This is a genomic window from Polaribacter sp. AHE13PA (assembly GCF_019278505.1).
Classification (GTDB): Bacteria; Bacteroidota; Bacteroidia; order Flavobacteriales; family Flavobacteriaceae; genus Polaribacter.
In genome coordinates, this window is the sequence record NZ_CP058985.1 from 3891082 (window position 1) to 3912616 (window position 21535).

15 protein-coding genes are annotated in these 21535 nt (G+C 31.3%); 9 read left to right on the forward strand and 6 right to left on the reverse strand.

Annotated features, from left to right (window positions below; genetic code table 11):
* Nucleotides 1-158 precede the first annotated feature (158 nt).
* The 4 genes from H0I28_RS16510 to H0I28_RS16525 all read left to right on the forward strand — a co-directional run bounded on the left by H0I28_RS16510 (nucleotide 159) and on the right by H0I28_RS16525 (nucleotide 6278).
* Nucleotides 159-1988, forward strand: coding sequence for a DUF3857 domain-containing protein (locus H0I28_RS16510; RefSeq protein WP_254712804.1), 1830 nt, complete (start codon nucleotides 159-161; stop codon nucleotides 1986-1988).
* 5 nt (nucleotides 1989-1993) lie between these two features.
* Nucleotides 1994-4012: a transglutaminase domain-containing protein gene (locus H0I28_RS16515; protein ID WP_218752064.1), complete on the forward strand. Its 2019-nt coding sequence runs from the start codon at nucleotides 1994-1996 to the stop codon at nucleotides 4010-4012.
* Between the two features lie 327 nt (nucleotides 4013-4339).
* Nucleotides 4340-5824 (forward strand): Na+/H+ antiporter NhaC, encoded by a 1485-nt coding sequence (nhaC, locus tag H0I28_RS16520; protein ID WP_068448874.1) that lies wholly within the window; start codon nucleotides 4340-4342, stop codon nucleotides 5822-5824.
* 1 nt (nucleotide 5825) lies between these two features.
* A complete protein-coding gene (locus H0I28_RS16525; RefSeq protein ID WP_218759820.1) occupies nucleotides 5826-6278 on the forward strand; it encodes a GNAT family N-acetyltransferase in 453 nt (150 codons plus the stop codon).
* Here the strand turns inward: H0I28_RS16525 and H0I28_RS16530 are convergent.
* Together H0I28_RS16530 and H0I28_RS16535 are read right to left on the reverse strand one after the other, a co-directional pair.
* Nucleotides 6229-6483: a hypothetical protein gene (locus H0I28_RS16530; RefSeq protein WP_218752066.1), complete on the reverse strand. Its 255-nt coding sequence runs from the start codon at nucleotides 6481-6483 to the stop codon at nucleotides 6229-6231. The two genes, H0I28_RS16525 and H0I28_RS16530, sit on opposite strands and share 50 nt — an antisense overlap.
* Nucleotides 6484-6534: 51 nt before the next feature.
* Nucleotides 6535-8505 carry a putative porin gene (locus H0I28_RS16535; protein WP_218759821.1) on the reverse strand — a complete coding sequence of 657 codons (1971 nt, stop codon included), beginning with the start codon at nucleotides 8503-8505 and terminating at the stop codon, nucleotides 6535-6537.
* Nucleotides 8506-8680: 175 nt separating this feature from the next.
* On the opposite strand from H0I28_RS16535, the gene H0I28_RS16540 reads away from it, so the two are divergent.
* Together H0I28_RS16540 and H0I28_RS16545 are read left to right on the forward strand one after the other, a co-directional pair.
* Complete coding sequence (locus tag H0I28_RS16540; protein WP_218732501.1) at nucleotides 8681-9280, forward strand: ribonuclease HII; 600 nt, start codon at nucleotides 8681-8683, stop codon at nucleotides 9278-9280.
* A gap of 218 nt (nucleotides 9281-9498) precedes the next feature.
* Nucleotides 9499-10551, forward strand: coding sequence for a nucleoid-associated protein (locus H0I28_RS16545; RefSeq protein ID WP_218732502.1), 1053 nt, complete (start codon nucleotides 9499-9501; stop codon nucleotides 10549-10551).
* A gap of 64 nt (nucleotides 10552-10615) precedes the next feature.
* Here H0I28_RS16545 and lipB read toward each other — a convergent pair whose 3' ends face one another.
* Nucleotides 10616-11320 carry a lipoyl(octanoyl) transferase LipB gene (lipB, locus tag H0I28_RS16550; protein ID WP_218755222.1) on the reverse strand — a complete coding sequence of 235 codons (705 nt, stop codon included), beginning with the start codon at nucleotides 11318-11320 and terminating at the stop codon, nucleotides 10616-10618.
* Between the two features lie 63 nt (nucleotides 11321-11383).
* Here lipB and H0I28_RS16555 point away from each other — a divergent pair, with 63 nt between their 5' ends.
* Together H0I28_RS16555 and H0I28_RS16560 are read left to right on the forward strand one after the other, a co-directional pair.
* On the forward strand, nucleotides 11384-15106 hold the full coding sequence (locus tag H0I28_RS16555; protein WP_218759822.1) for a reprolysin-like metallopeptidase: 3723 nt from the start codon (nucleotides 11384-11386) through the stop codon (nucleotides 15104-15106).
* Entirely contained in the window at nucleotides 15103-15783 is a 681-nt protein-coding gene (locus H0I28_RS16560; RefSeq protein ID WP_218759823.1) for a hypothetical protein, read from the forward strand. The genes H0I28_RS16555 and H0I28_RS16560 overlap by 4 nt, the downstream gene beginning before the upstream one ends.
* A 13-nt stretch (nucleotides 15784-15796) precedes the next feature.
* On the opposite strand, the gene H0I28_RS16565 is transcribed toward H0I28_RS16560, so the two are convergent.
* Together H0I28_RS16565 and pruA are read right to left on the reverse strand one after the other, a co-directional pair.
* Nucleotides 15797-16183 (reverse strand): DUF2306 domain-containing protein, encoded by a 387-nt coding sequence (locus tag H0I28_RS16565; protein WP_218759824.1) that lies wholly within the window; start codon nucleotides 16181-16183, stop codon nucleotides 15797-15799.
* 76 nt (nucleotides 16184-16259) lie between these two features.
* Nucleotides 16260-17885 carry an L-glutamate gamma-semialdehyde dehydrogenase gene (gene pruA / locus H0I28_RS16570; RefSeq protein WP_218732506.1) on the reverse strand — a complete coding sequence of 542 codons (1626 nt, stop codon included), beginning with the start codon at nucleotides 17883-17885 and terminating at the stop codon, nucleotides 16260-16262.
* A gap of 153 nt (nucleotides 17886-18038) precedes the next feature.
* Here pruA and H0I28_RS16575 point away from each other — a divergent pair, with 153 nt between their 5' ends.
* On the forward strand, nucleotides 18039-18740 hold the full coding sequence (locus H0I28_RS16575) for an NRDE family protein (protein ID WP_218759825.1): 702 nt from the start codon (nucleotides 18039-18041) through the stop codon (nucleotides 18738-18740).
* Between the two features lie 64 nt (nucleotides 18741-18804).
* Here the strand turns inward: H0I28_RS16575 and H0I28_RS16580 are convergent, their stop codons facing one another.
* Nucleotides 18805-21465 (reverse strand): chondroitinase-B domain-containing protein, encoded by a 2661-nt coding sequence (locus H0I28_RS16580; protein WP_218759826.1) that lies wholly within the window; start codon nucleotides 21463-21465, stop codon nucleotides 18805-18807.
* Nucleotides 21466-21535 lie beyond the last annotated feature (70 nt).

Here is a 21535-nt window from a genome sequence, read left to right on the forward strand (position 1 = left end):
AGGCTAAAAACGTATGTTTTTAGCCTCTTTTCTTTTTAATTTTTTTAACTTTGGACTGCTATCCCTATAATTGTATGAAAAAGTTTATTTCCCTGTGCCTATTTATTTCCTTGTTTTCAATAACTTCTACTTTTAGTCAAAAAGAAAATTACGCTTTCTTGTTAATTCCCAGTTGGTTAACAGAAGATGCAAATGCAGTTATTAGAGACAATTCTATAGAAATTACTATTGAGGAAGTAGATGAAATGACGGTGTTTAAAAAAGAAGTAATTACAGTTTTAAATAAATTAGGAGACAACTATGTTAGCATGTCTGCTCATTATGATGATGATACAAAAATAACGGAACTTTCCGCTACTATTTATGATGCTTTTGGTCGTGAGATTAAAAAGTATAAAGAAAGAGATTTTTTAGACGTAAGTGCAGTAAGTGGAGGAACTTTGTACTCCGATTCTAGAGTAAAATATATAGATCATACGCCAGTTTCTTATCCGTACACCGTAGTTTTTGAATCTGAATATAAAACATCATCCACAGGTTTTATTCCCAGTTGGTTTCCCGTAGAAAGTTATTTTTTATCCATAGAAAAAAGCAGCTACAAACTTTTAAACCCAAAGAAATTTACGGTTAGAACAAAAGAAAAAAACTTTAATTCTTATTCTATAGAAAATACCTCTACTGAGTTTAATCTAAACTATGCAATAAGCAATCAAAAAGTGGTTAAGTATGAAAATAATGCGCCTCTGTCTATAGATATTATGCCTTATTTAATGGTTGGGATAAATCAATTTTCCTTAAAAAAAATAGTAGGAGAAGCTACTAATTGGAGTGAGTTTGGTAAGTGGCGTTATGACTATTTAAAAAATGGAAAAGACGAACTGTCTGAGGATATAAAAGCAAAGGTTAGAATATTGGTAGAAGGTGTAACAGACCCAATAGAAAAAGCTAAAATTGTCTATGCTTTTATGCAAAATAAAACACGTTATATAAGTGTGCAAGAAGGAGTAGGAGGTTGGATGCCAATACCTGCTAATGAGGTGGATAAAGTGGGGTATGGAGATTGTAAAGGATTAACCAATTATACCAAAACACTATTAGACGCTGTTGGCGTAAAATCTCATTATGCAGTAATTTGGGCAGGAGCAGAACAGCGAGATGTAGAAAAAGATTTTTTTGGAATGCAAGGAAATCATGTTATTTTAAATATTCCAAATAATGGTAATGACATTTGGTTAGAATGTACAAGTCAGACAATTCCGTTTGGGTTTTTAGGAGATTTTACAGATGACAGAAATGTGTTGGTAATGACGCCAGAGGGTGGTATTGTTAAACGTACACCGGCTTATAAAGACGAAACAAACCTTCAGGAAATAAAAGCAAATATTCAGCTAGAAAAAAACGGAAATTTATCTGCTAGTTTAAAAAGAGTTTCTAATGGAATTCAATATGATGATAAATCATATTATGAAAAACTTACAGAAGAAGAACTTGTTAAGAATTACAAATCTAACGTTTGGGAGTATAATAATAACTTAGAAATTACAGCAGTAGATTTATTAAATGATAAAGAAGAAGTCGTTTTTAAAGAAGATTTAAAAATGACTATTAAAAGCTATGCTTCCGTAAATGAACAAGAATATTTATTTAGGGTAAATGTTTTTAACAAAAATGGTTTTGTACCTAAAAGATATAGAAGTAGAAAATTGCCTTTAAAAATTTCTAGAGGTTATAAAGATGATACAACATATAAATTTAAACTTCCGGAAGGATATGTTTTGAGTACTTTACCATCAGAAAAAGTAATCTCTACAAAATTTGGAACCTACAAAATTACTTTTACTAAAATAGATGATACCACTTTTAACTATCATAAAACAATGGTAATTAAGGCTGGAGTTTATGCTAAAGAAGACTATAATAATTATCGAAACTTTAGAAGAAGTATTGTGAAATATGAAAATTTAAGAATTGCTATAACCCCAAAATAAATAAAATGAAGAGAATTACAATTGTATTGCTATTATTAAGTCAAATTTCTTTGGTTGCTCAAGATTATAAGTTTGGTAAAGTGTCTAAAGAAGAATTAAAAGAGGAGTTTTACCCTTCTGATGCTTCTGCAGATGCTGCTTATTTATATAAAAGTAGAAGAACTTATTTTACCTATGTTCAAGATAAAGGTTTTCAAGTAATCACTGAAATTCATGAACGTATTAAAATTTATAATAAGTCAGGTTTTGATAAAGCTACAAAATCTATCACTTATTACAAACCAGAAAAAGGAGATAATGAAAAGGTAACCTCTATTAAAGGGTATAGTTTTGCATTAGAATCTGGTAAAGTAAAAAAGGAAAAGCTTTCTAAATCTTCAATTTTTGATGAGAAATTATCTAGATATAGAAGTATTAAAAAAATTACGTTTCCTAATGTTAAAGTTGGTTCAGTGTTAGATTTAGAATATAAAATAATTTCTCCATACCGTTCTATTGACGACGTAGATTACCAATTTGATATTCCTGTAAAATTATTAAATTATAAAATTGAAATACCAGAGTATTATAGTTTTACTAAAAAAACGAAAGGATATTATTTTATAGATATTAAAGAAGGTATAAAAAACGGAAGTATTACAATGTCTCAAAGAGTAAGGACGTCAGAAAAAAGTATGGGGGAAACTTTAACATCTCAAGTGGTTACCTCTAAAGTTAATCTTAAAACCAATATCGATATTTATGAATCGGAAAACATACCAGCTTTAAAAAATAACGAACCTTATGTAACAGATGTTAAAAATTATAGAGGAGGAGTTAAATATGAACTAGCTTCTACAAAGTTTCCAAATTCTATCTTAAAATTCTATTCAAATAATTGGGAAGATGTAAGTGAGCAAATTTATAAATCGGAAAGTTTTGGTGCAGAATTAGAAAAAACTAGTTATTACAAAGACGATTTAGAAGAAATTTTAAAAACGACAAAAACAGAATCAGAAAAGATTGATGCTATTTTTCAATTTGTAAAAAATCAAGTAAAATGGAATAACTATAATGGTATTTACACAGATTATGGTGTTAGAAAGGCGTTTAAAGAAAGGGTTGGTAATATTGCAGATATCAATTTAATGTTAACTTCTATGTTGCGATTTGCAGGTTTAGATGCAAACCCTGTATTATTAAGTACAAGGGTAAATGGTGTTCCTTTTTTTCCTACAATAGAGGGTTTTAATTATGTAATTGCTACCGTAGCGCTTCAAAATGGAGAGACTGTTTTATTGGATGCTTCAGAAGAATTTAGTGTACCAAATATTTTACCAACGAGAGTGTTAAATTGGAAAGGTAGAAAGGTTGCTAAGGATGGAACTTCTTCTTGGATTCAGTTAACATCTTCTAAACATGCATTAGAAGATCATAATGTTATGGTTAAAATTTCTGAAGACATGCTTGTAAAAGGATTAATTAGAACAAATTATGATAACCTAAATGCCTTAAATTACAGAAAGAATAATAATCATATAAAAGAAGAAGAGTTAAAAGAAAGTTTAGAAGAAAAATATGGATTTGAAATAGATGGATATAGGGTTGTAAATAAAGAAGACTTAGACAAACCTATTGTTAGAACTCTTCAGTTTAGTAGCGATAATTTAGTAGAAAATGTAAACGGAAAACTGTATGTAGAGCCTTTATTATTTTTATCAGAACATCAAAATCCGTTTAAATTAGAAGATAGAAAATTCCCTGTAGATTTTGCAACTCCATGGAAAGAAAGTAATACTGTTTCTATTCAGGTTCCAGAAGGGTATAAAGTAGAAACGCTTCCAGAACCATTGGCTATTGGGTTGCCAGATAGTTTGGGTGTATTTAAATTTCAAGTAACACAACAAGGAAATAAAATAAGAACCTTATCTGTTTTACAATTTAACAATGCTGTTATTGCTCCTCAATATTATGCAGCATTAAAAGGTTTTTATAGTCAATTAGTAGAAAAGCAATCAGAGAAAATTGTTTTAATTAAAATTTAATTTTAAAAAATTCTTCTAGACTTGTTTTAGAGAAATTTCTTTATTTTACAAACCCAAAACACATGTTTTGGGTTTTTCTTTTTAGATGTTATAAGAGTCTATAAAGTTATCTTGTATAGCTTTGGTGGAAGTTTGGTAGCATCTTTTTTTTAGAATTTCATAAAAATACAGATTATCGTTTTTTACCATTCTTATAATATATTTTCTTAAAAAAACAGACTAAAAAAAATAGAGTTCACAAATCTATAAGGGTAAATGTAAGTTACTGAATTCAATTTGCGTAAAACTTAGTAAAATCGTAACATTACCAAACGAAATTTTTACCATATGGAGAGCCAAAATATTAGACCAACAAACCTGGAAGACGAAAATATTATAGAAAATCAAGAGCTTAATATTTGGGAGGCTCTAATACCGGTTTTTGTATTGGTTGCTATGTTGTTTTACAATGTTTTCTTTGTTTATGGTGATGATGCTTTAAGTGGTAGTAATCAATTTATTTTGTTAATGGGAGCAGCAGTAGCTGCCATTGTAGGTTTTAAGAATAAGGTTTCTTACAAACAAATGATGGAAGAAGTCTCTGAAAATATAAAATCTACTTCTAGCGCTCTTTTAATCTTATTAATGGTTGGTGCTTTGGCAGGAACTTGGTTAATAAGTGGTATCATTCCTTCTATGATTTATTATGGATTACAAATCTTAAACCCAACAATATTTTTAGCCGCTTCGGTAATAATTTGTGCCATTATTTCTATTGCAACCGGTAGTTCTTGGACAACTTCTGCAACCGTTGGTATTGCTTTGGTGGGTATTGGAAACACATTAGGTATTCCTGCAGGTATGACGGCAGGAGCAGTATTGTCTGGTGCTTATTTTGGAGATAAAATGTCACCTTTATCAGATACTACAAATCTTGCACCTACAATGGCAGGTGGAGATTTGTTTACACATATTAAATATATGGCGTTAACTACAGTGCCAACAATTATAATTACATTATTGGTTTTTGTAATTATTGGTTTTTCTATAGAAACAACAGGTACACCAGATGTTTCAGATAAATTAGCGGCTATAGATGCTGCTTTTAATATTTCTCCTTGGTTATTTATTGTACCAATAACGGTGATATTTTTAATCATAAAAAAAACAGAACCTTTAGTAGCTTTATTAGTGGGTATTTTATTTGCAGGTATTGTTGCTGTAATTGCACAACCAGATATTGTTGTGAGTGTTGCCGGCGCAGATTCTTTAACTTTTAATTCAGCATATAAAGGAGTCATGAATGCAATTACAGTAGATTCTGCTGTAGAAACTACAAGTGTGGAGTTAAATGATTTATTTTCTGCCGGAGGAATGAATGGAATGTTGGGGACTATTTGGTTGATAATTTGTGCAATGGTTTTTGGTGGAATTATGGATGCAATTGGAGCTTTGGCAAGAATTAGTAAAGCTTTATTAAGTATGGCATCTTCAGTTTTTGGTTTGTTTGCAAGTACTGTTGCGAGTTGTTTGGCATTAAACGTAACGGCTTCAGACCAGTATTTGGCCATTGTTGTACCAGGAAAGATGTTTAAAAAAGCGTATGAAGATAAAGGCTTAGCACCAGAAAATTTAAGTAGAACATTAGAAGATTCTGGTACGGTAACTTCTGTTTTAATTCCATGGAATACCTGTGGAGCATATCAATCTGGAGTTTTAGGAGTAGGTGTTTCAGAATATTTTTTCTTTGCTATTTTTAACTGGTTAAGTCCTATTATGACTTTAATTTTTGCTGCTTTTAATATTAAAATTAAGCAATTAATTAAAAAATAACATGATTGTTCCCGCTGATTTTTTAGAAGCAGAACAGCTCACCCAAATTGCTTTAAAATCGAAAGCTTTTTGGGGGTATTCTAGCGATTTGATAGAAGGTTGGAGAGCAGACCTAACCGTAACTACTAAAACCATACAAACCTGCCAAGTGTATAAAATTATGGTTGATGACGTTACTGTTGGTTTCTATGTTTTAAACAATGCGAAGGAAGAACTTGTTAAATTAGAAATGTTATTTGTTTTACCTAAATTTATAGGAAAAGGTATCGGTAAAAAACTACTAATACATGCCTTAGAAAAAGCAATCGTTTCTAACGCAAAAACAATAGAGTTAGTTGCAGATCCTAATGCTATTCCTTTTTATAAATCTCAAGGTTTTGTAGAAAAGGAGCAAATAGGGAGTGCTATTTTGGGACGTTTTTTGTCTTTAATGCAAAAAGATTTAAAGCAATAGAAATTATTAATAATAACCACGGACTTCCGTGGAGCAAAACATCAAACCAATCTTTAGCTTGCATTGCATGTGTTCCAGAAAATGCACTTCCACCTAAAAGCCATTCAATTTTACCTAAAATATGTGGCGGATTAAAAGGGGCAAGTCCTAATGTTAAACTTGCTAGTAAAAAGAGTTTCCAGTTATCTTTAAGTTGTTTGATCATTTTTTTTATCAGTATATAATAAGATAAAATACTTTATCCGTCATATTGTGACTATATAAACCAGTTCCAAACCAATCCAAAACGAATTACAAAATCTCTATAAGGGTAGTTAGGCGCAGAGTAATAATTTTTCTCTGTAAAGCTAGAAGTTACATTTTCTATTTTTAAAAACAAACGAGTTCTTCGTACTTGTGCATTAAAGAAAACATCTATAGAAGGGAAACCTATCTCTTGGTCATTTTGTAAGGTAAACTCTGCTAATAACGGATTATAAGCATTCATTTTATACTTTGTAAAGTAGTTAAAAGTTGCACCAATATTTACAAACATTGGTTTTCCTTTAAACCAATAATCTTGGTAGTATAAGGTATTTCTAGTAACCAATTCTGGTACTCTAAAAACAGAACTTCCGCTACTTACATTCTGGTACATTATTGTATTATCTAAAGCAAACTTTTTTATTCTAAACTCTTTACTTGCTTTCACCTTTAAATATGAAATTTGGCCATCAAACTGTTGTGGTTTGTTGTTTTCATCAAAATATGTGTAGTTGTCAATATTGGTGAAATTTAGAGAAGCATTTAACCATTTAGAACTTAAATCAAACCCTAAATCTCTTGTGTTAACAGAGCTAAAATCATTATACCAATTGTAATCATCATATTTACTTTGATGTAATAAAGTGTTAAAGTTTGGCGATTTAGAACTAATTAATAAACTACCTTTTACGGCAAAAAGACTATCTTTTTTGTACAATGCCTCACCTTGTAGGAAACTCCCAGACAACCTACCACTCCCTGGGGCTAAATTACCAGTAGCGTTTAAATGAAAGTTTTTAATTCTAGCATTCCAATCTGCACCCACAGAAATAGCATTTCCTTCTAATTTAACTTTAGAAATGTTACTATCAGAATTTAGAATTGAATCATATCCGTAAGAATAACTAGAAAGATTTACTTTGGCTTTAAATTTACCAAGGACATATTTAGAATTAAACTCTAAGTTCATTTCATTATTTGTAATGGTATTTTTAGCTTGGTTATTACTAGCTCCAGAAGCATTAGATTCTCCAAAAAAATCTGTTGTTATTGTAGGTTGTGTAAAACTATATTCTTTAGTTTCTGTAGTAAATACGTGTCCTATTTTTAAGTTGCTAAAATCTGTTTTATTGATGGTGTCTTTATTTGCTAATAATTTATAACTATGTTCTAAATAAACTCTCCTACCTTCAAAATCATTTTCCGCATCATCTAAATTTACATCTAAATAAGATCGGGTACTATAGTCGGAATCGTTGCTTTCAAACTTATCAATTTCAGCTTGTGGTAAGCCTCCACTTTCTTCATTAAAGAAGTCTTGAGACGTTAAATGTCCTCGAATTTCATATTGATTATCTTCTGTTCTGTAGTGAAAAGCACCTCTAAAATTTCCATGACTCGCTAAAGATCTTCTGTAAGCTCCCAAAGAACGAATTCCTTTATATGAAAGAGAAACATTAAGTCTTCGAGAAAAATTTACAGTAAAAATAGCATCTAAAACTTGTCCTTGTTGTAAACCAGTTCTGTAAGTTATCTCTGTAGTTGGTGTAGGGACTTCGTAATATTTTATTTCGTCGATATCTAAATAACTAAACTGTTTTGCAGTAAAACCAATATCTGGCATTAATTTTAGATTGCTAAAATCATATCCTAAATTAGTAAAAGTTTGCCCTTGATTATGAAAAGCCAATAACTCAAAATTATCAGTACGCAAGTAATTGAACTTGTAATCCTTCTGAATTGATAAAGTGGTGTCTATATAAGTAGTATCTCTTTGGTGAGAAAATATTTTATAATCCGTATATTTTGTCTTTCCAGATAAAGTTACAGAGATTTCACCAGAATTTTTAATAGAATCATTCTGAGAATTAGGATTCCTTCCTAAACCATTTCCTCCACTTCCCAATTGAAAATCTGTTTGAGAGTATAGCGTGTTTGTTATAAATAAAACAAGTATTGATAAGAAAAATAACGATTTGTTCATAGGTTGTTTCTGCAATGGCAAATGTAAAATAATTTAACGAAAAGATTCGTTAATAATTATTATGAAATCTGTTAATTAAACTATATTTTTTACCTTTTATTTTAAGTTTCCTTAAAAAAGAGCCATTCCTATAGAAACAAGAACCTAAAAGAAAAAGTTTTCTTTTCTTTGCAAAATGTTAGCATCAAATTATAGTGGTTTTATTTTAGAAGCAGGTACAGATGAGGCGGGAAGAGGTTGTTTATGCGGGCCAGTTGTAGCAGCAGCAGTAATTTTACCAAAAGATTTTACGCACCCTTTTTTAAATGATTCTAAGCAGTTATCGGAAGCAAAGAGAGATGAATTACGTCCGTTTATAGAAAAAAATGCCATTGCTTATGGCGTTTCCTTTGTTTGGCAAGAAGAAGTAGATCTTATAAATGTTTTGCAAGCCTCTATTACGGGCATGCATCGTTCTATAGAGATGCTTAAAATACAGCCAGAATACATTATTGTAGACGGAAATAAGTTTAGAGACTACAACGATATTCCGCATGAAACCATTGTAAAAGGCGATGCAAAATATTTAAGTATTGCAGCAGCTTCTGTATTGGCAAAAACCTATAGAGATGAGTATATGGCAAAGATTCATAAAGAATTTCCTATGTATAATTGGGCTAAAAATAAAGGGTATCCAACAAAAGAACATAGAAACGGAATTCGTGAATTTGGAGCAACAAAATACCATAGAAAAACGTTTAAGTTGCTACCAGAACAGATTAAGTTAAAGTTGTAGATTGTTTTTAGAAGCTATTTATTGCTTTCAATTATATCTTTTTTCTGAAAAAGAAGAAAGGATACCATTTCAAAAGCATAGCATTCAACGATTCAAAAAAATATAAGAACAGAGTTAATCAGGGCTAGACTTGTTTGTCAGCTTTTAGAAAATCTCATACAATTATTTCCTTTTTATTAAAAAACTTCAACTATTTTTACGCTCCAAAATTTTAAGTAATGATTAGAAAAACCAAAGCAGAAATTACCAAATGTATTTTACATAAAGTAGCCAATAAATTTAATAGCGGACAAAATGTTTTTTCTGAAGACTTAATTCGTTTCGATCAAGAAAGTTACGATTTAATGAAAGGTTTTTTACTAAAACCGTTCGGAAATTTAACGCAGAGTTATCGTTTTACCAAGCATGAAGATGTACGTTTAAACGAGGTAAATAAATTTGCTTCCGAAGTTTTTAATGACGAAGAAAGTTTTGTAGAATACTCTAAAAGTATTGTAAATCATTTATTTGAGCAATCTAATTCAGCACAAATAAAAACCGGAGATGTCTTGGTTGTTTATATAGAAGGTATCGAATATAAAGATGTCTTAACAGAAGCAATCGGAGTTTTTAAAATTGAAAATAAAGTAGATTTCTTTCAAACGTATTTAGACGATAATGAAAGTTTTGATATTGTTGTACAAAAAGGAATCTCTACAAAAAGAATAGATAAAGGGTGTTTGGTTTTAAATACTTCTGATGAAGAAGGTACCGTTGTTTTTTCTGTAGATAATAACAATTACGATGCACAATATTGGGTTAAAAACTTCTTATCTGTAAAATTAGCAGACGATTACAATTCTCATACACAGAATTATTTAGAAATGTGTAAAGAATTTTCTGAAGAGGTAATTCAACCAGAATTAGGAATGCACGAAAAAGGAAACTTTTTAGCAAATACTGTAGATTACTTTAAAGAAAATGAAGCTGTAGATTACGCTACTTTTAAAGATGAAGTTTTTGAAGATGAGAAGCACAAAGAAAAATTTGACGAATATAAGAACCACTTCGAAAAGTTAAATGATGTGTTAATCAGAAATAACTTTGATGTTTCTGGAGTTGTTTTAAAGAAAGAGAAAAACAAGTTAAAAACAGAAATTAAGTTAGATACTAACATCAATATAAAACTAGATGTAGATGCACCAGAAGCGGCATCAGAATATTTAGAAAGAGGATATGATGAAGAAAAGAAAATGAAATACTATAAAGTGTATTTTAACGAAGAGAAGTAATTATCTCTTTCAATTTTAAAAAAAATCCCGCTTATGTTTATCAAAAACCTAAGCGGGATTTTTTTTAAGCTTCAATAAACTCTTCAACTTCAAAAAGTACTTTAAAGTGTTTTAAAATTTTAGCTTTTACTTCCTCTATATCTACTTTTCGGTTCAATTCAGCTTCCATAGAGGTTACTGCCTTTCCTTTAATTCCACACGGAATAATATTATCAAAATAACCCAGATTAGCATTGGCATTTAGAGCAAATCCATGCATGGTAACCCAGCGAGAAGAACGGATTCCCATAGCACAAATTTTACGTGCAAATGGTGTTCCTACATCTAGCCAAACTCCAGTTTCTCCAGGACTTCTTTCTGATTTTATACCATATTCTGCGATGGTTAAAATAATTGCTTCTTCTAAAAAGCGTAAATATTTATGTATGTCTGTAAAAAAATTTTCTAAATCTAGAATTGGATAGCCAACAATTTGCCCGGGACCATGGTAGGTAATATCTCCACCACGATTTATTTTATAAAAAGTAGCTCCTTTTTCTGCTAACTGACTTTCATTCAGTAACAAATTACTTAGGTCTCCACTTTTACCTAAAGTGTAAACATGTGGATGCTCTACAAATAAAAAGTAATTTTTTGTTGGGTTTGTATTCTCGTTTCTACGGTTATCAATCTTAATGGCTACAATTTCTTGTAATAATTCAGTTTGATAATCCCAAGTCTCCTTGTAATCTTTGACAGATAAGTCTTTTAATAGTATGTTTCTGTTCATCATTGCGACTACAAAGATAATTATTTCATTATATTTGATAACGATTTTATATAAATACTGTTTATGAAAACAAGATTATTGCTGTTATTTATTTTTGTTGGCTTCTTTTCTTCTATCGAGGTGATAAATGCTCAGACTTTTTTGAAGAAGATTGATAAAGACAATTATTCAATTCAAGAAGATCAAATTTATTCTAAGAAAAATTTTCCAAAAGCATACAATCTAGTTTCTATAGATGTAAATAACTTTAATACTGTATTAAAATCAAAATCTAGTTCTAAATCGGAACAGAAAATTATACAATTACCGAATACTGATGGAGGTTTTTCTAATTTTATTATCAATGAGACTTCAAATTTTGAAACCAAATTATCAGAAAAATACTCCATGATAAAGTCGTATTCTGCTCAAGGAGTAGATGATCCTACCGCAGTAGCAAAAATTAGTATTGGTACAGACGGTTTTCATGCAGTTGTGTATTCTGGTGTAGAAAAAACATTATATATAGACCCTTATTCTAAGGATAAAAAATCTTTAATCGTTTACAAAAGAAGTGATTTAGATACAGATAACGATAGTTTTAACTGTCATGTAGAAGAGGCTGCACGTAGAGGTGTTGCTGAAACTACTAGTTTAAAAAATGCGCAAGATGGAAAACTAAGAACTTTTCGTTTGGCCTTAGTTTGTAGTGGAGAATATGCGCAATTTCATTTAACAAATCAGAATATATCTGCAGCTGCTTCAGATGAAGTTAAAAAAGCTGCCGTACTTTCTGCAATGAATACGACCATGACAAGGGTTAATGGTATTTTTGAGAGAGACTTATCTGTAAGAATGACTATTGTTGGAGATAATGATAAAGTTATCTTTTTAGATGCAGCCACAGATAATATTACAGATGGAGATCCTGATAAAATGATTAATGAGGTACAGACTATTTGTGATACTGAAATAGGATCTGCTAATTATGATATTGGACATATTTTTAGTATTGGGGGAGATGGATTAGCCGGTGGAGGCGTAGTTTGTATTACAGGCCAGAAAGCCAAGGGAGTTACAGGAAGAAGTCAACCAATTGGTGATGCGTATGATATTGATTTTGTGGCACATGAAATGGGACATCAATTTGGAGCAAATCACACACAAAGTAATAGCAGTTGTAATAGATTTAGTAGCACAGCAGTAGAACCTGGAAGTGCTTCTACAATAATGGGGTATGCAGGTATTTGTGCGCCAAACATACAGTCTAAAAGCGATGATTATTTTCATGCAGTTAGTATTGCAGAAATGTGGAATATTATCAGTTCTTCTGCTAATTGTGCTGTGTTGACAGATACAAATAATAGTGCACCAACAGCTAATGCAGGTTTAGATTATAACATTCCAAAATCGACCCCCTTTTTATTAAAAGGAGTTGGAGCAGATGTAGACGGAACTGCTAGTTTAACTTATAATTGGGAGCAAACAGATAATGAATCTGCAACAATGCCTCCGGTTGCAACCAATTCTGGAGGACCAATGTTTAGATCGTTACCATCTGCAACCAATTCAGAAAGGTATATGCCTGAATTGGAAACGGTGGTATCCGGTAGTACGGCATCAACTTGGGAAGTTGTGCCATCTGTAGCAAGAGATTTAAATTTTTCTTTTCTAGTGAGAGATAATCATTCTGGGGGAGGAAGCACTGCAAGAGATAATATGACAGTAACGGTAGAAGATGCAGAAGCTTTTACGGTTTCAGCTCCAAGTACAGCTGTCTCTTGGTATGCAGACACGACACAAAATATAACATGGAATAAAGGTACAACAGATATTGCCCCAATAAATTGCCAAAATGTAACGATTAAATTATCTGTAGATGGTGGAATTACGTTTCCTATTATTTTAAAAGAAAATACGCCTAATGATGGTTCTGAAAATATTGTAATACCAGAAAACCCAACTACATCTGCTAGAATTATGGTAGAAGCGGCAGATAATATTTTTTACAATGTAAATGCAACAAATTTTACAATAAATTCATCAACTCCAACATTTGTAATGACAAATACAAGTGGAGATCAGTCTGTTTGTAATACCGGAAATCAGTCTGTAAATTATATTTTAAATTTCGATTTTATAAACGGATTTTCAGAAAATGTAGCTCTTTCGGCTACAGGTCAACCAGAGGGATCAATAGTTAGTTTTAATCCATCAACCATAGGTGTAGATGGAAATGTGAATATGACTGTAACTGGTTTAAATGCTGTTACTGAACAACCTTACACGATTAATGTAGTAGGGAGTTCTACAAGTATTTCTAATAATATAGATGTTCAATTAAATATAACGACTTCTAGCTTTGATGCTTTAACGCTAATTTCTCCTGCTAATGATGCTGTTGAAGTAGATTTGAGTACAACCTTAAGTTGGGATGCAGATACCAATGCAAGTAATTACAATGTACAAGTAGCAACAGATACTGGTTTTACACACTTGGTTGTAAATGAAAATGTAACTTTAAATGAATATTCCTTATCAGAACTTTCTGTAAACACCACTTATTTTTGGAGAGTAAAAGCTGAAAATAGTTGTGCAGAAGGTAGTTATTCAAATGTATTTGAATTTAAAACATTAACACCTGTTTATTGTACTTCTAATTTTACAGATGATGTTATAGGGAAAGAATTTATAACTAATGTAACATTTAATACCATTAATAATAATTCTGGCAATGCTGCTGTAAATGGATATGAAGATTTTACTGCTATAGAAACGAAAGTGAAAAACGGAGAGGATCATCAAGTTTCTGTAACGCTAGATACAGGAGGGTTTCAAGATCATGTATATGTATTTATAGATTGGAATCAAGATTTTATTTTTGATAAAACAACGGAAAGGTATGATTTAGGAACAGAGTCTGCAGATATAGGAACTAAAACATTTATGATTACAGTGCCAGGTGATGCTAAATTTGGAAGCACAACAATGAGAGTTGTTATAGAATATGATGATTCTACAGGAGGTTATGGAGATGGTCCTTGTAATGCAGATCATTTAACAGAATGGGGAGAAACCGAAGATTATACAATTGTTGTTATAGATGTAAATAATGTTTCTGTGCAAACAACATCAGAAACTTGTGTAAATGAAAATGATGGTATTATTACGGTAGACGTATCGCAGACTTCTTTAGATTATAATGTAATATTATCAAGTTCTGAAGGTACTTCTACTTCTCCGATAGTTGGTTCTAGTAAAATATTTTCAGATTTAAGTCCGGGTATTTATGAGGTTTGTGTAGAAACAGTTCAACAAGACTTTACACAATGTTATGAAGTTGAAATTGTAGAGTCTCAACCAATATCATTAAAAGCGAGTGCAAGTAAAACATCAAAAATATATTCTTTTGCTATTGATGAGGGGACAGCTCCTTTTAGTGTATTTTTAAATAATAAGCTATTAAGAACTTCAAGCGAAAAGAGTTTTGATATTGAGTTAAATGAAGGAGGCTTGTTAGAGGTAAAAACAGCTAAAGACTGTGAGGGTGTGTTTAAAATAACAATAGATGCTGTTATACTACTTCAAAATCCAGTAGCAAATTCTATTGAATTATTACTTCCTTTAGGAGTTGAAAGTGATCGTATAGAAACACTAATTTATGATATAAATGGTAAATTAGTCTTTAAACAAATGGTAAATGTTCAAGGTAATTCAATGTCCATTCCGTTTCAACAATTTGCAAACGGTATTTATATTTTAAAATTACCAATTGCTGCCAAACCTATTAAAATATTAAAGAAATGAGAAAGGCGATAATTATTTTAAATTTATATAGTATTTGCTTTTTAGCTCTAAGCTGTTCTTCTAAGGATGATGAAAATAAAGCTCCGAGTATTGTTCAATTAGAATTTCCTACACAAGATCTGTTGTGTATAGATAATACAATTTCCTTTAATTGGAGTGATGCAACAGACTTAGAAAATGATGTTATCGAGTATACTATTATCATAGCCAAAGACAGGCAGTTAACAGATGTTGTAGAAAACAGAACTGTTAGCGAAAGTGAGTTAACTGTAACTTTAGAGAAGTCTACAGCGTATTATTGGCAAGTAAATGCAATAGATGTAGATAATAACCAAGAAAGTAATTCTGAAGTGTTTTCTTTTTATACAAAAGGAGATGGAGTTACAAATTATGCACCTTTTATGGCTGATTTACAAACGCCAGAAAACAATGGAAACGTTACTGAAGGAACTGTAGATTTAGTTTGGGAAGCATCAGATATAAATACAGCAGATACACTAACATATGAATTGTTTTTTGGTGAAGATGCTACTTTAACTTCTGTGGATAATACTCTTATTGTAAAGTCATATTCGGTTTCTGTGTTATCAGGAAAAACATATTCTTGGCAAGTAAATGTAACCGATAATGTTGGTGCAAAATCTATTGGGCAAGTTTTTACATTTACGGTAGATTAATAAAGTATTCTTATTATCTAAAAAAAAGAGTGTGTAAATATCTACCAGGAGTAAATGTAAAACCTCCAGCAATAACAATAGCACCAACATAGAGAAAGATCATTTTTAGTTTATGTTTTTTAATTTGTTTCTTTTTTATGGCAATAATAGCCGTAGGAATACTATAAAGTGTTAAAAAACTAAATAAATGAATAAGCCCAAAATGATTTAAAAACTGTGGGCCAACATAAGCAGGCATAAAAAGGGTAATAACTGCTGTAATCATCATTAACAGCATATAGGTTTTACCTAAGTTTCTATGAAAAGGAGTTCCTTTTTTTACAGCTAAAAGATAAGCGCCAATAAAGACACACGGAACAACCGTTATTAAATGTGCATACATTAAATATTTATATTCCATAGTTTTTTTACTAAAATAGGGAAATAAAAAAACCGTATCAAATTTGATACGGTTTTTTACTAAATATTATTTTTTCCTATCCTAAGAAAGGGTATTTATAATCTGTAGGAGAAACCAATGTTTCTTTTATCAATCTAACAGAAGTCCAACGTAATAAGTTTTGTGCAGAACCAGCTTTATCATTTGTTCCAGAAGCTCTTGCTCCTCCAAATGGTTGCTGACCAACAACAGCTCCAGATGGCTTGTCGTTAATATAAAAGTTTCCTGCAGCATTTTCTAATGCTTTAGAAGCTTTTTCTACAATATATCTATCAGTAGAAAAGATAGCACCTGTTAATCCGTATTCTGTAGATTCATCTACTAATTTTAAAGAAGCTTCCCAATCTGCATCCTCATATACATAAACCGTCATCACTGGTCCAAATAACTCAGTTGTCATGGTTGCGTATTTTGGAGATTGACTAACAATTACAGTAGGCTCAATAAAGTAACCAACAGATTTATCATGGTTTCCACCAATAATTATTTCAGCGTCTTTATCTTTTTTAGCAGCTTCGATATAACTTGTAATTTTATCAAAAGAACCTTCGTGAATCACTGCGTTTATAAAGTTTGAAGTATCTTCTGGAGATCCCATTTTTAACTCACTTACTTGTGCAATTAAATGTTTCTTAACCTCTGGCCAAAGTGACGCAGGAATGTAAGAACGAGAAGCAGCAGAACATTTTTGACCTTGGTATTCAAAAGCACCTCTTGTCATTGCAGTTGCAACTTGTAAAGGATTAGAAGAGTTGTGAACCCAGATAAAATCTTTTCCACCAGTTTCTCCAACAATTCTTGGATACGTTTTATATGTATGGATATTAGTACCAATTTGCTTCCATAATTCTTTAAAAACATGTGTAGAACCTGTAAAGTGTAATCCAGAGAAATCTGGAGAACTTAATACAGTATCAGAGATCATAACTGGATCCCCGTAAACAACGTTTATAACACCATCTGGCAAACCAGCTTCTTTAAATAAATCTACAATTACTTGTGCAGAATATGCTTGATGATCAGAAGGTTTCCAAACAACAACATTACCCATTAATGCAGCTGATGCAGGTAAATTTGCAGCAATAGATGTAAAGTTAAAAGGAGAAATAGCGTAGATAAATCCTTCTAAAGGTCTGTATTCAACTCTGTTCCAAACTCCAGGGGAAGATGTTGGTTGATCTTTAAAAATATCCGTCATGTATTCTACGTTAAAACGGAAGAAGTCAATCATTTCACAAGCAGCATCAATTTCTGCTTGATACACGTTTTTAGATTGCGCAATCATAGTTGCTGCATTCATTCTTGCTCTATAAGGTCCTGCTAGTAATTCTGCAGCCTTTAAGAAAATTGCAGCACGTTCCATCCAACTTACGCTAGACCAAGCCTCTCTAGCAGCTAAAGCTGTAGAAATAGCAGTGTCTACATGCGTTTTATCTGCTGTGTGATATTGCCCAACCACATGTTTATGATCATGAGGAGGAGTAATATTTTTAGTATTTCCTGTTCTAACTTCTTCACCATTAATGTGCATTGGCACATCAATATTGCTGTTATACATAGCTTTATAAGTAGCTAATAATTCTTCCTTTTCAGGAGAGCCCGGAGCGTACCCTTTTACAGGTTCGTTTACTGCTTTCGGAACATTATAAAATCCTCTTGACATTTGTGTGTATTTTAAGTTTTAATCGACTAATTTTGAGTTTCAAAGTTACAATTTTTGTTTCAATAATTTTAACTGAATTTTTATGTCCTTTGTTAAGGAATGTATAAAGATATCGTCTAAACGTAAAGTTTATCATAATTAATTATAAAATGTATGTGTACAGTAAGTTATTTGCCTTTAGGGAATAATGATTTTATCTTAACTTCTAATAGAGACGAGACTCCACTAAGAAATACAATTCCACCCCAAAATTATATAGAAAATGGTGTTCAGTTAACGTATCCAAAAGACGAATTAGCCGGCGGAACTTGGATTGGTTTGAGTGATAAAAGTCGATTGGTTTGCCTTTTAAACGGTGGTTTTAAAATACATACAAGAAAGAGTTCTTATAAAATAAGTAGAGGTCTTATTGTAAAAAATATTTTATCTGCTGATGATGGAGTGGCTTATATAAATAATTATGATTTTACCGAAATAGAACCTTTTACTTTAATTTTAGTGGATTGGAAAAATCAATTAGATACCTACGAATTGGTTTGGGATGGAAATATAAAACATTTTAATAAATTAACACAAGAACCTAAAATTTGGTCTTCTTCTACTTTGTACACAGAAAAAATGAAAGAAATGAGGCAAGTTTGGTTTTCTAATTGGTTGTTAGAAAATGATGAATTTCATCAAGAAAAAATATTAGGTTTTCATCAGAATGAAAATTTAGGAAATACTGAGACTTCTCCTAAAATGAAAAGAAATACTGTAGAAACTGTAAGTGTTACTTCTGTAAAAAAAGAAAAAAGTAAGGTTGATATTACTTATTTGGATGTTTTAAATCCTCTGAAAAGCAAAATATTATAATTTATAAAATAAAACAGCTATCTAACTTAGATAGCTGTTCTGTTCATTAAAATATTGCTTTTAATTATTTTGAAATTAGTATTTTCTTAACTGCTTTTTGTTTTCCGTTATTTACTTCAACAAAATACAAACCTGCATTTAAAAAAGATACATCTACCTTGCCTATAGCATTATTGTTTTCTAATTTAGTTTCTAAAATTTTAGTTCCTAAAATAGAGTATACTTTAACTGTGTTAAATTCTGTTGAAGTTCTGTTGATGTATAACATATTATTAGTAATAGGGTTTGGATAAAACTCTAAACCTAACTCTTCTGCTGAAGAAAATTCATCTACTCCTAAATTAGAAGAACCATAAAACTCTATTTCCGTAATGGCTGTCCAAGCACTTTCTCTTTTATCTGCAGTACTATTAAATCGTCCAAAACCTAATAATTTAACATAACGCGCTTCTGTATTTACTTGATATTGATTAAATTCTGTAGTGCTTATAGCTGTTAATAGTAAATCACCAGAAGTAGGTAATATCATAGAGAAATTATCATCTTCTGTTCCTGTGTTAGAGACGTAGATTTGAAATCCGAATGCGTCTGATTTATTAGTGGTGTTAAACTGAATTAAATTTAAAGTTTGTGAACTTCCTAAATCGTAAATAACGTATTCACCATCACCTTTGTAATCTCCAGAGATAATAGTACCGTCGTCTGCGGTCCATTCTGTATCTAAGTCTTTGTCTAAGGAATTAGTAGCAAACTCACTTTTAGAGCTGTTTTCTTTAGAGAAAGAATGAACGGTTACTTTATCTGTAGCTAATCCGGTTCCTGTATTAATTAACTTATATAAATCGGTTAAATCTGCACCTTCTTGCGTAATATTTAAAGTTCTTACAATATTATCTCCTCCAGCATCTTGTGTAAAAGTTACCGTACCGGTTCTGTTTGTAGTTTCTGTATTTTTTGTTACTGTAACAGAGATAGTTGCATTACCAGTTCCAGAATTAATATCAATAGAAATCCAATCATTATTAGATACTGCTGTCCAGCTAACGTTTGCATTTACAGAAACATCATTGCTTCCTGCGGCTGCAGTAAATGAAGGCATGCTGCTTACTGTTAAAGATTCAATTACTTCAATTGTACAATCACCATCAAGAATGCTATTTCCTAAATTATCAGCAAAACAAGCTCCAATTCCATGTCCAACCATATCATCTGTTGCTGGTCTATAAGCTCCCATATCAGCTCCTTTACCAATAGATCCTGTTCCTGAAAACGTTAAAATCTCGCCATCTGCTGTAGCTGTAATTGCTGTTTTTTCAGAAAAACCTTCATTGGTTTCGCCTAAACTTGTACCTGTATATACGTTTCCTGTATAAGTTAATTTTGTACCTAAATTTGTGTAAGAAGTTTCAGTATCGCCAGAAATAAGATTTGTTATATTTGGATTATTAACCGTGAAATAAATTAAGTTATTTGAAATTGTTCCTGTAGGGTCTGTTGATCCTTTATCTGTGTTATAAAATAAAGGAGCATTTGTGTTTACAATTGAATTATTAGAAACAATAATATTTTCAGTTTTTTGATATCCATTAGATACACTTGTAGAAGTACAATCAACAGAGTTATTATCAGATCCTCCTATAAATGTGATACCATTATTCCATTTGGCTTGGTCAAGAACTGTAACGCAATCTTGAATATAGTTGTTGGTAATTGTATGGTCGCTATCTGTTATTCTAATTCCACCTGTACCATCAACTCCTTCTCCTAAAAAGTAATTACCATCTACAGTTGCATTAGAGCCATGTCTAAGTACTAACGAGCCTCTAGACCTTCTAAATGTATTGTTTGTGTACGTATTGTTTTTACTTTTATTTGTAATAATTTCATTTTCACCATCGGCTTGTACAAAATAGTTATTACTAACAACGGCTCCACTATTTATATTTTGATATTCACTTGTACCGATACGTATGGTTTCACTATCTCCAGCATTACTTTTGCTGGCATCCATTTTTTCAAAATTATAGAAATAATTATTCATAATCGTATGTCCTACTAAATCACAACGAGTATTTACGGTTTCAAATCCATTATCTGGTTCACCATCTTCTGGTTCATCATAAGGAGGTGCCCAAGCATTATAGGCGTACTCTGCCAATACAATTGCACCTGCACTAGATTTATTTAAAAAAGAACAATTAATTACGGTATTATAAGTTCCAAATAAAACGATCCATCTATGTTTTGTAATCGATCCATCTTCTAAATCATCGGCAAGATCATCTGGTTCTATTTTTAAACCATCAATTACACAGTTCTGAATTGTACTATGGTGCGCAAGGTCGTAACCGTTTCTAAACTCTATAAAGTTACTGGCACCATAACCGCCTTTCCAATGAAAACCATCTACTACTAGATATTCACCAGTAGCAACTTTTACACCGTCTTCTGTTTCACCACCGATAGTTAATCTAGGTCCTCCGGTAAAAATTACACCACCAGGAGTTTCTGCTCTTAAGGTAACAGGGTTTTCTGCAGTACCAGATCCCAGAAACCTTATTCTTTCGTCTGTATCATAAGTTCCATTTTTTAAGATAATGACATCTCCAGGTTCGTAGAGTACATTTCTTACGTCTTCCGGATCGTCAATATTATACGTTGTCTGGGAGGTAGAAATTTGTGTGATTAATAAAAGTAATGCTGCTAAAAAATACTTTTTGTTCATGTTAATTGTTGTTTAATATTAATAATATTTGGTAAACCAGTTTGGTAAACCAAATATAGGGAATTAAATA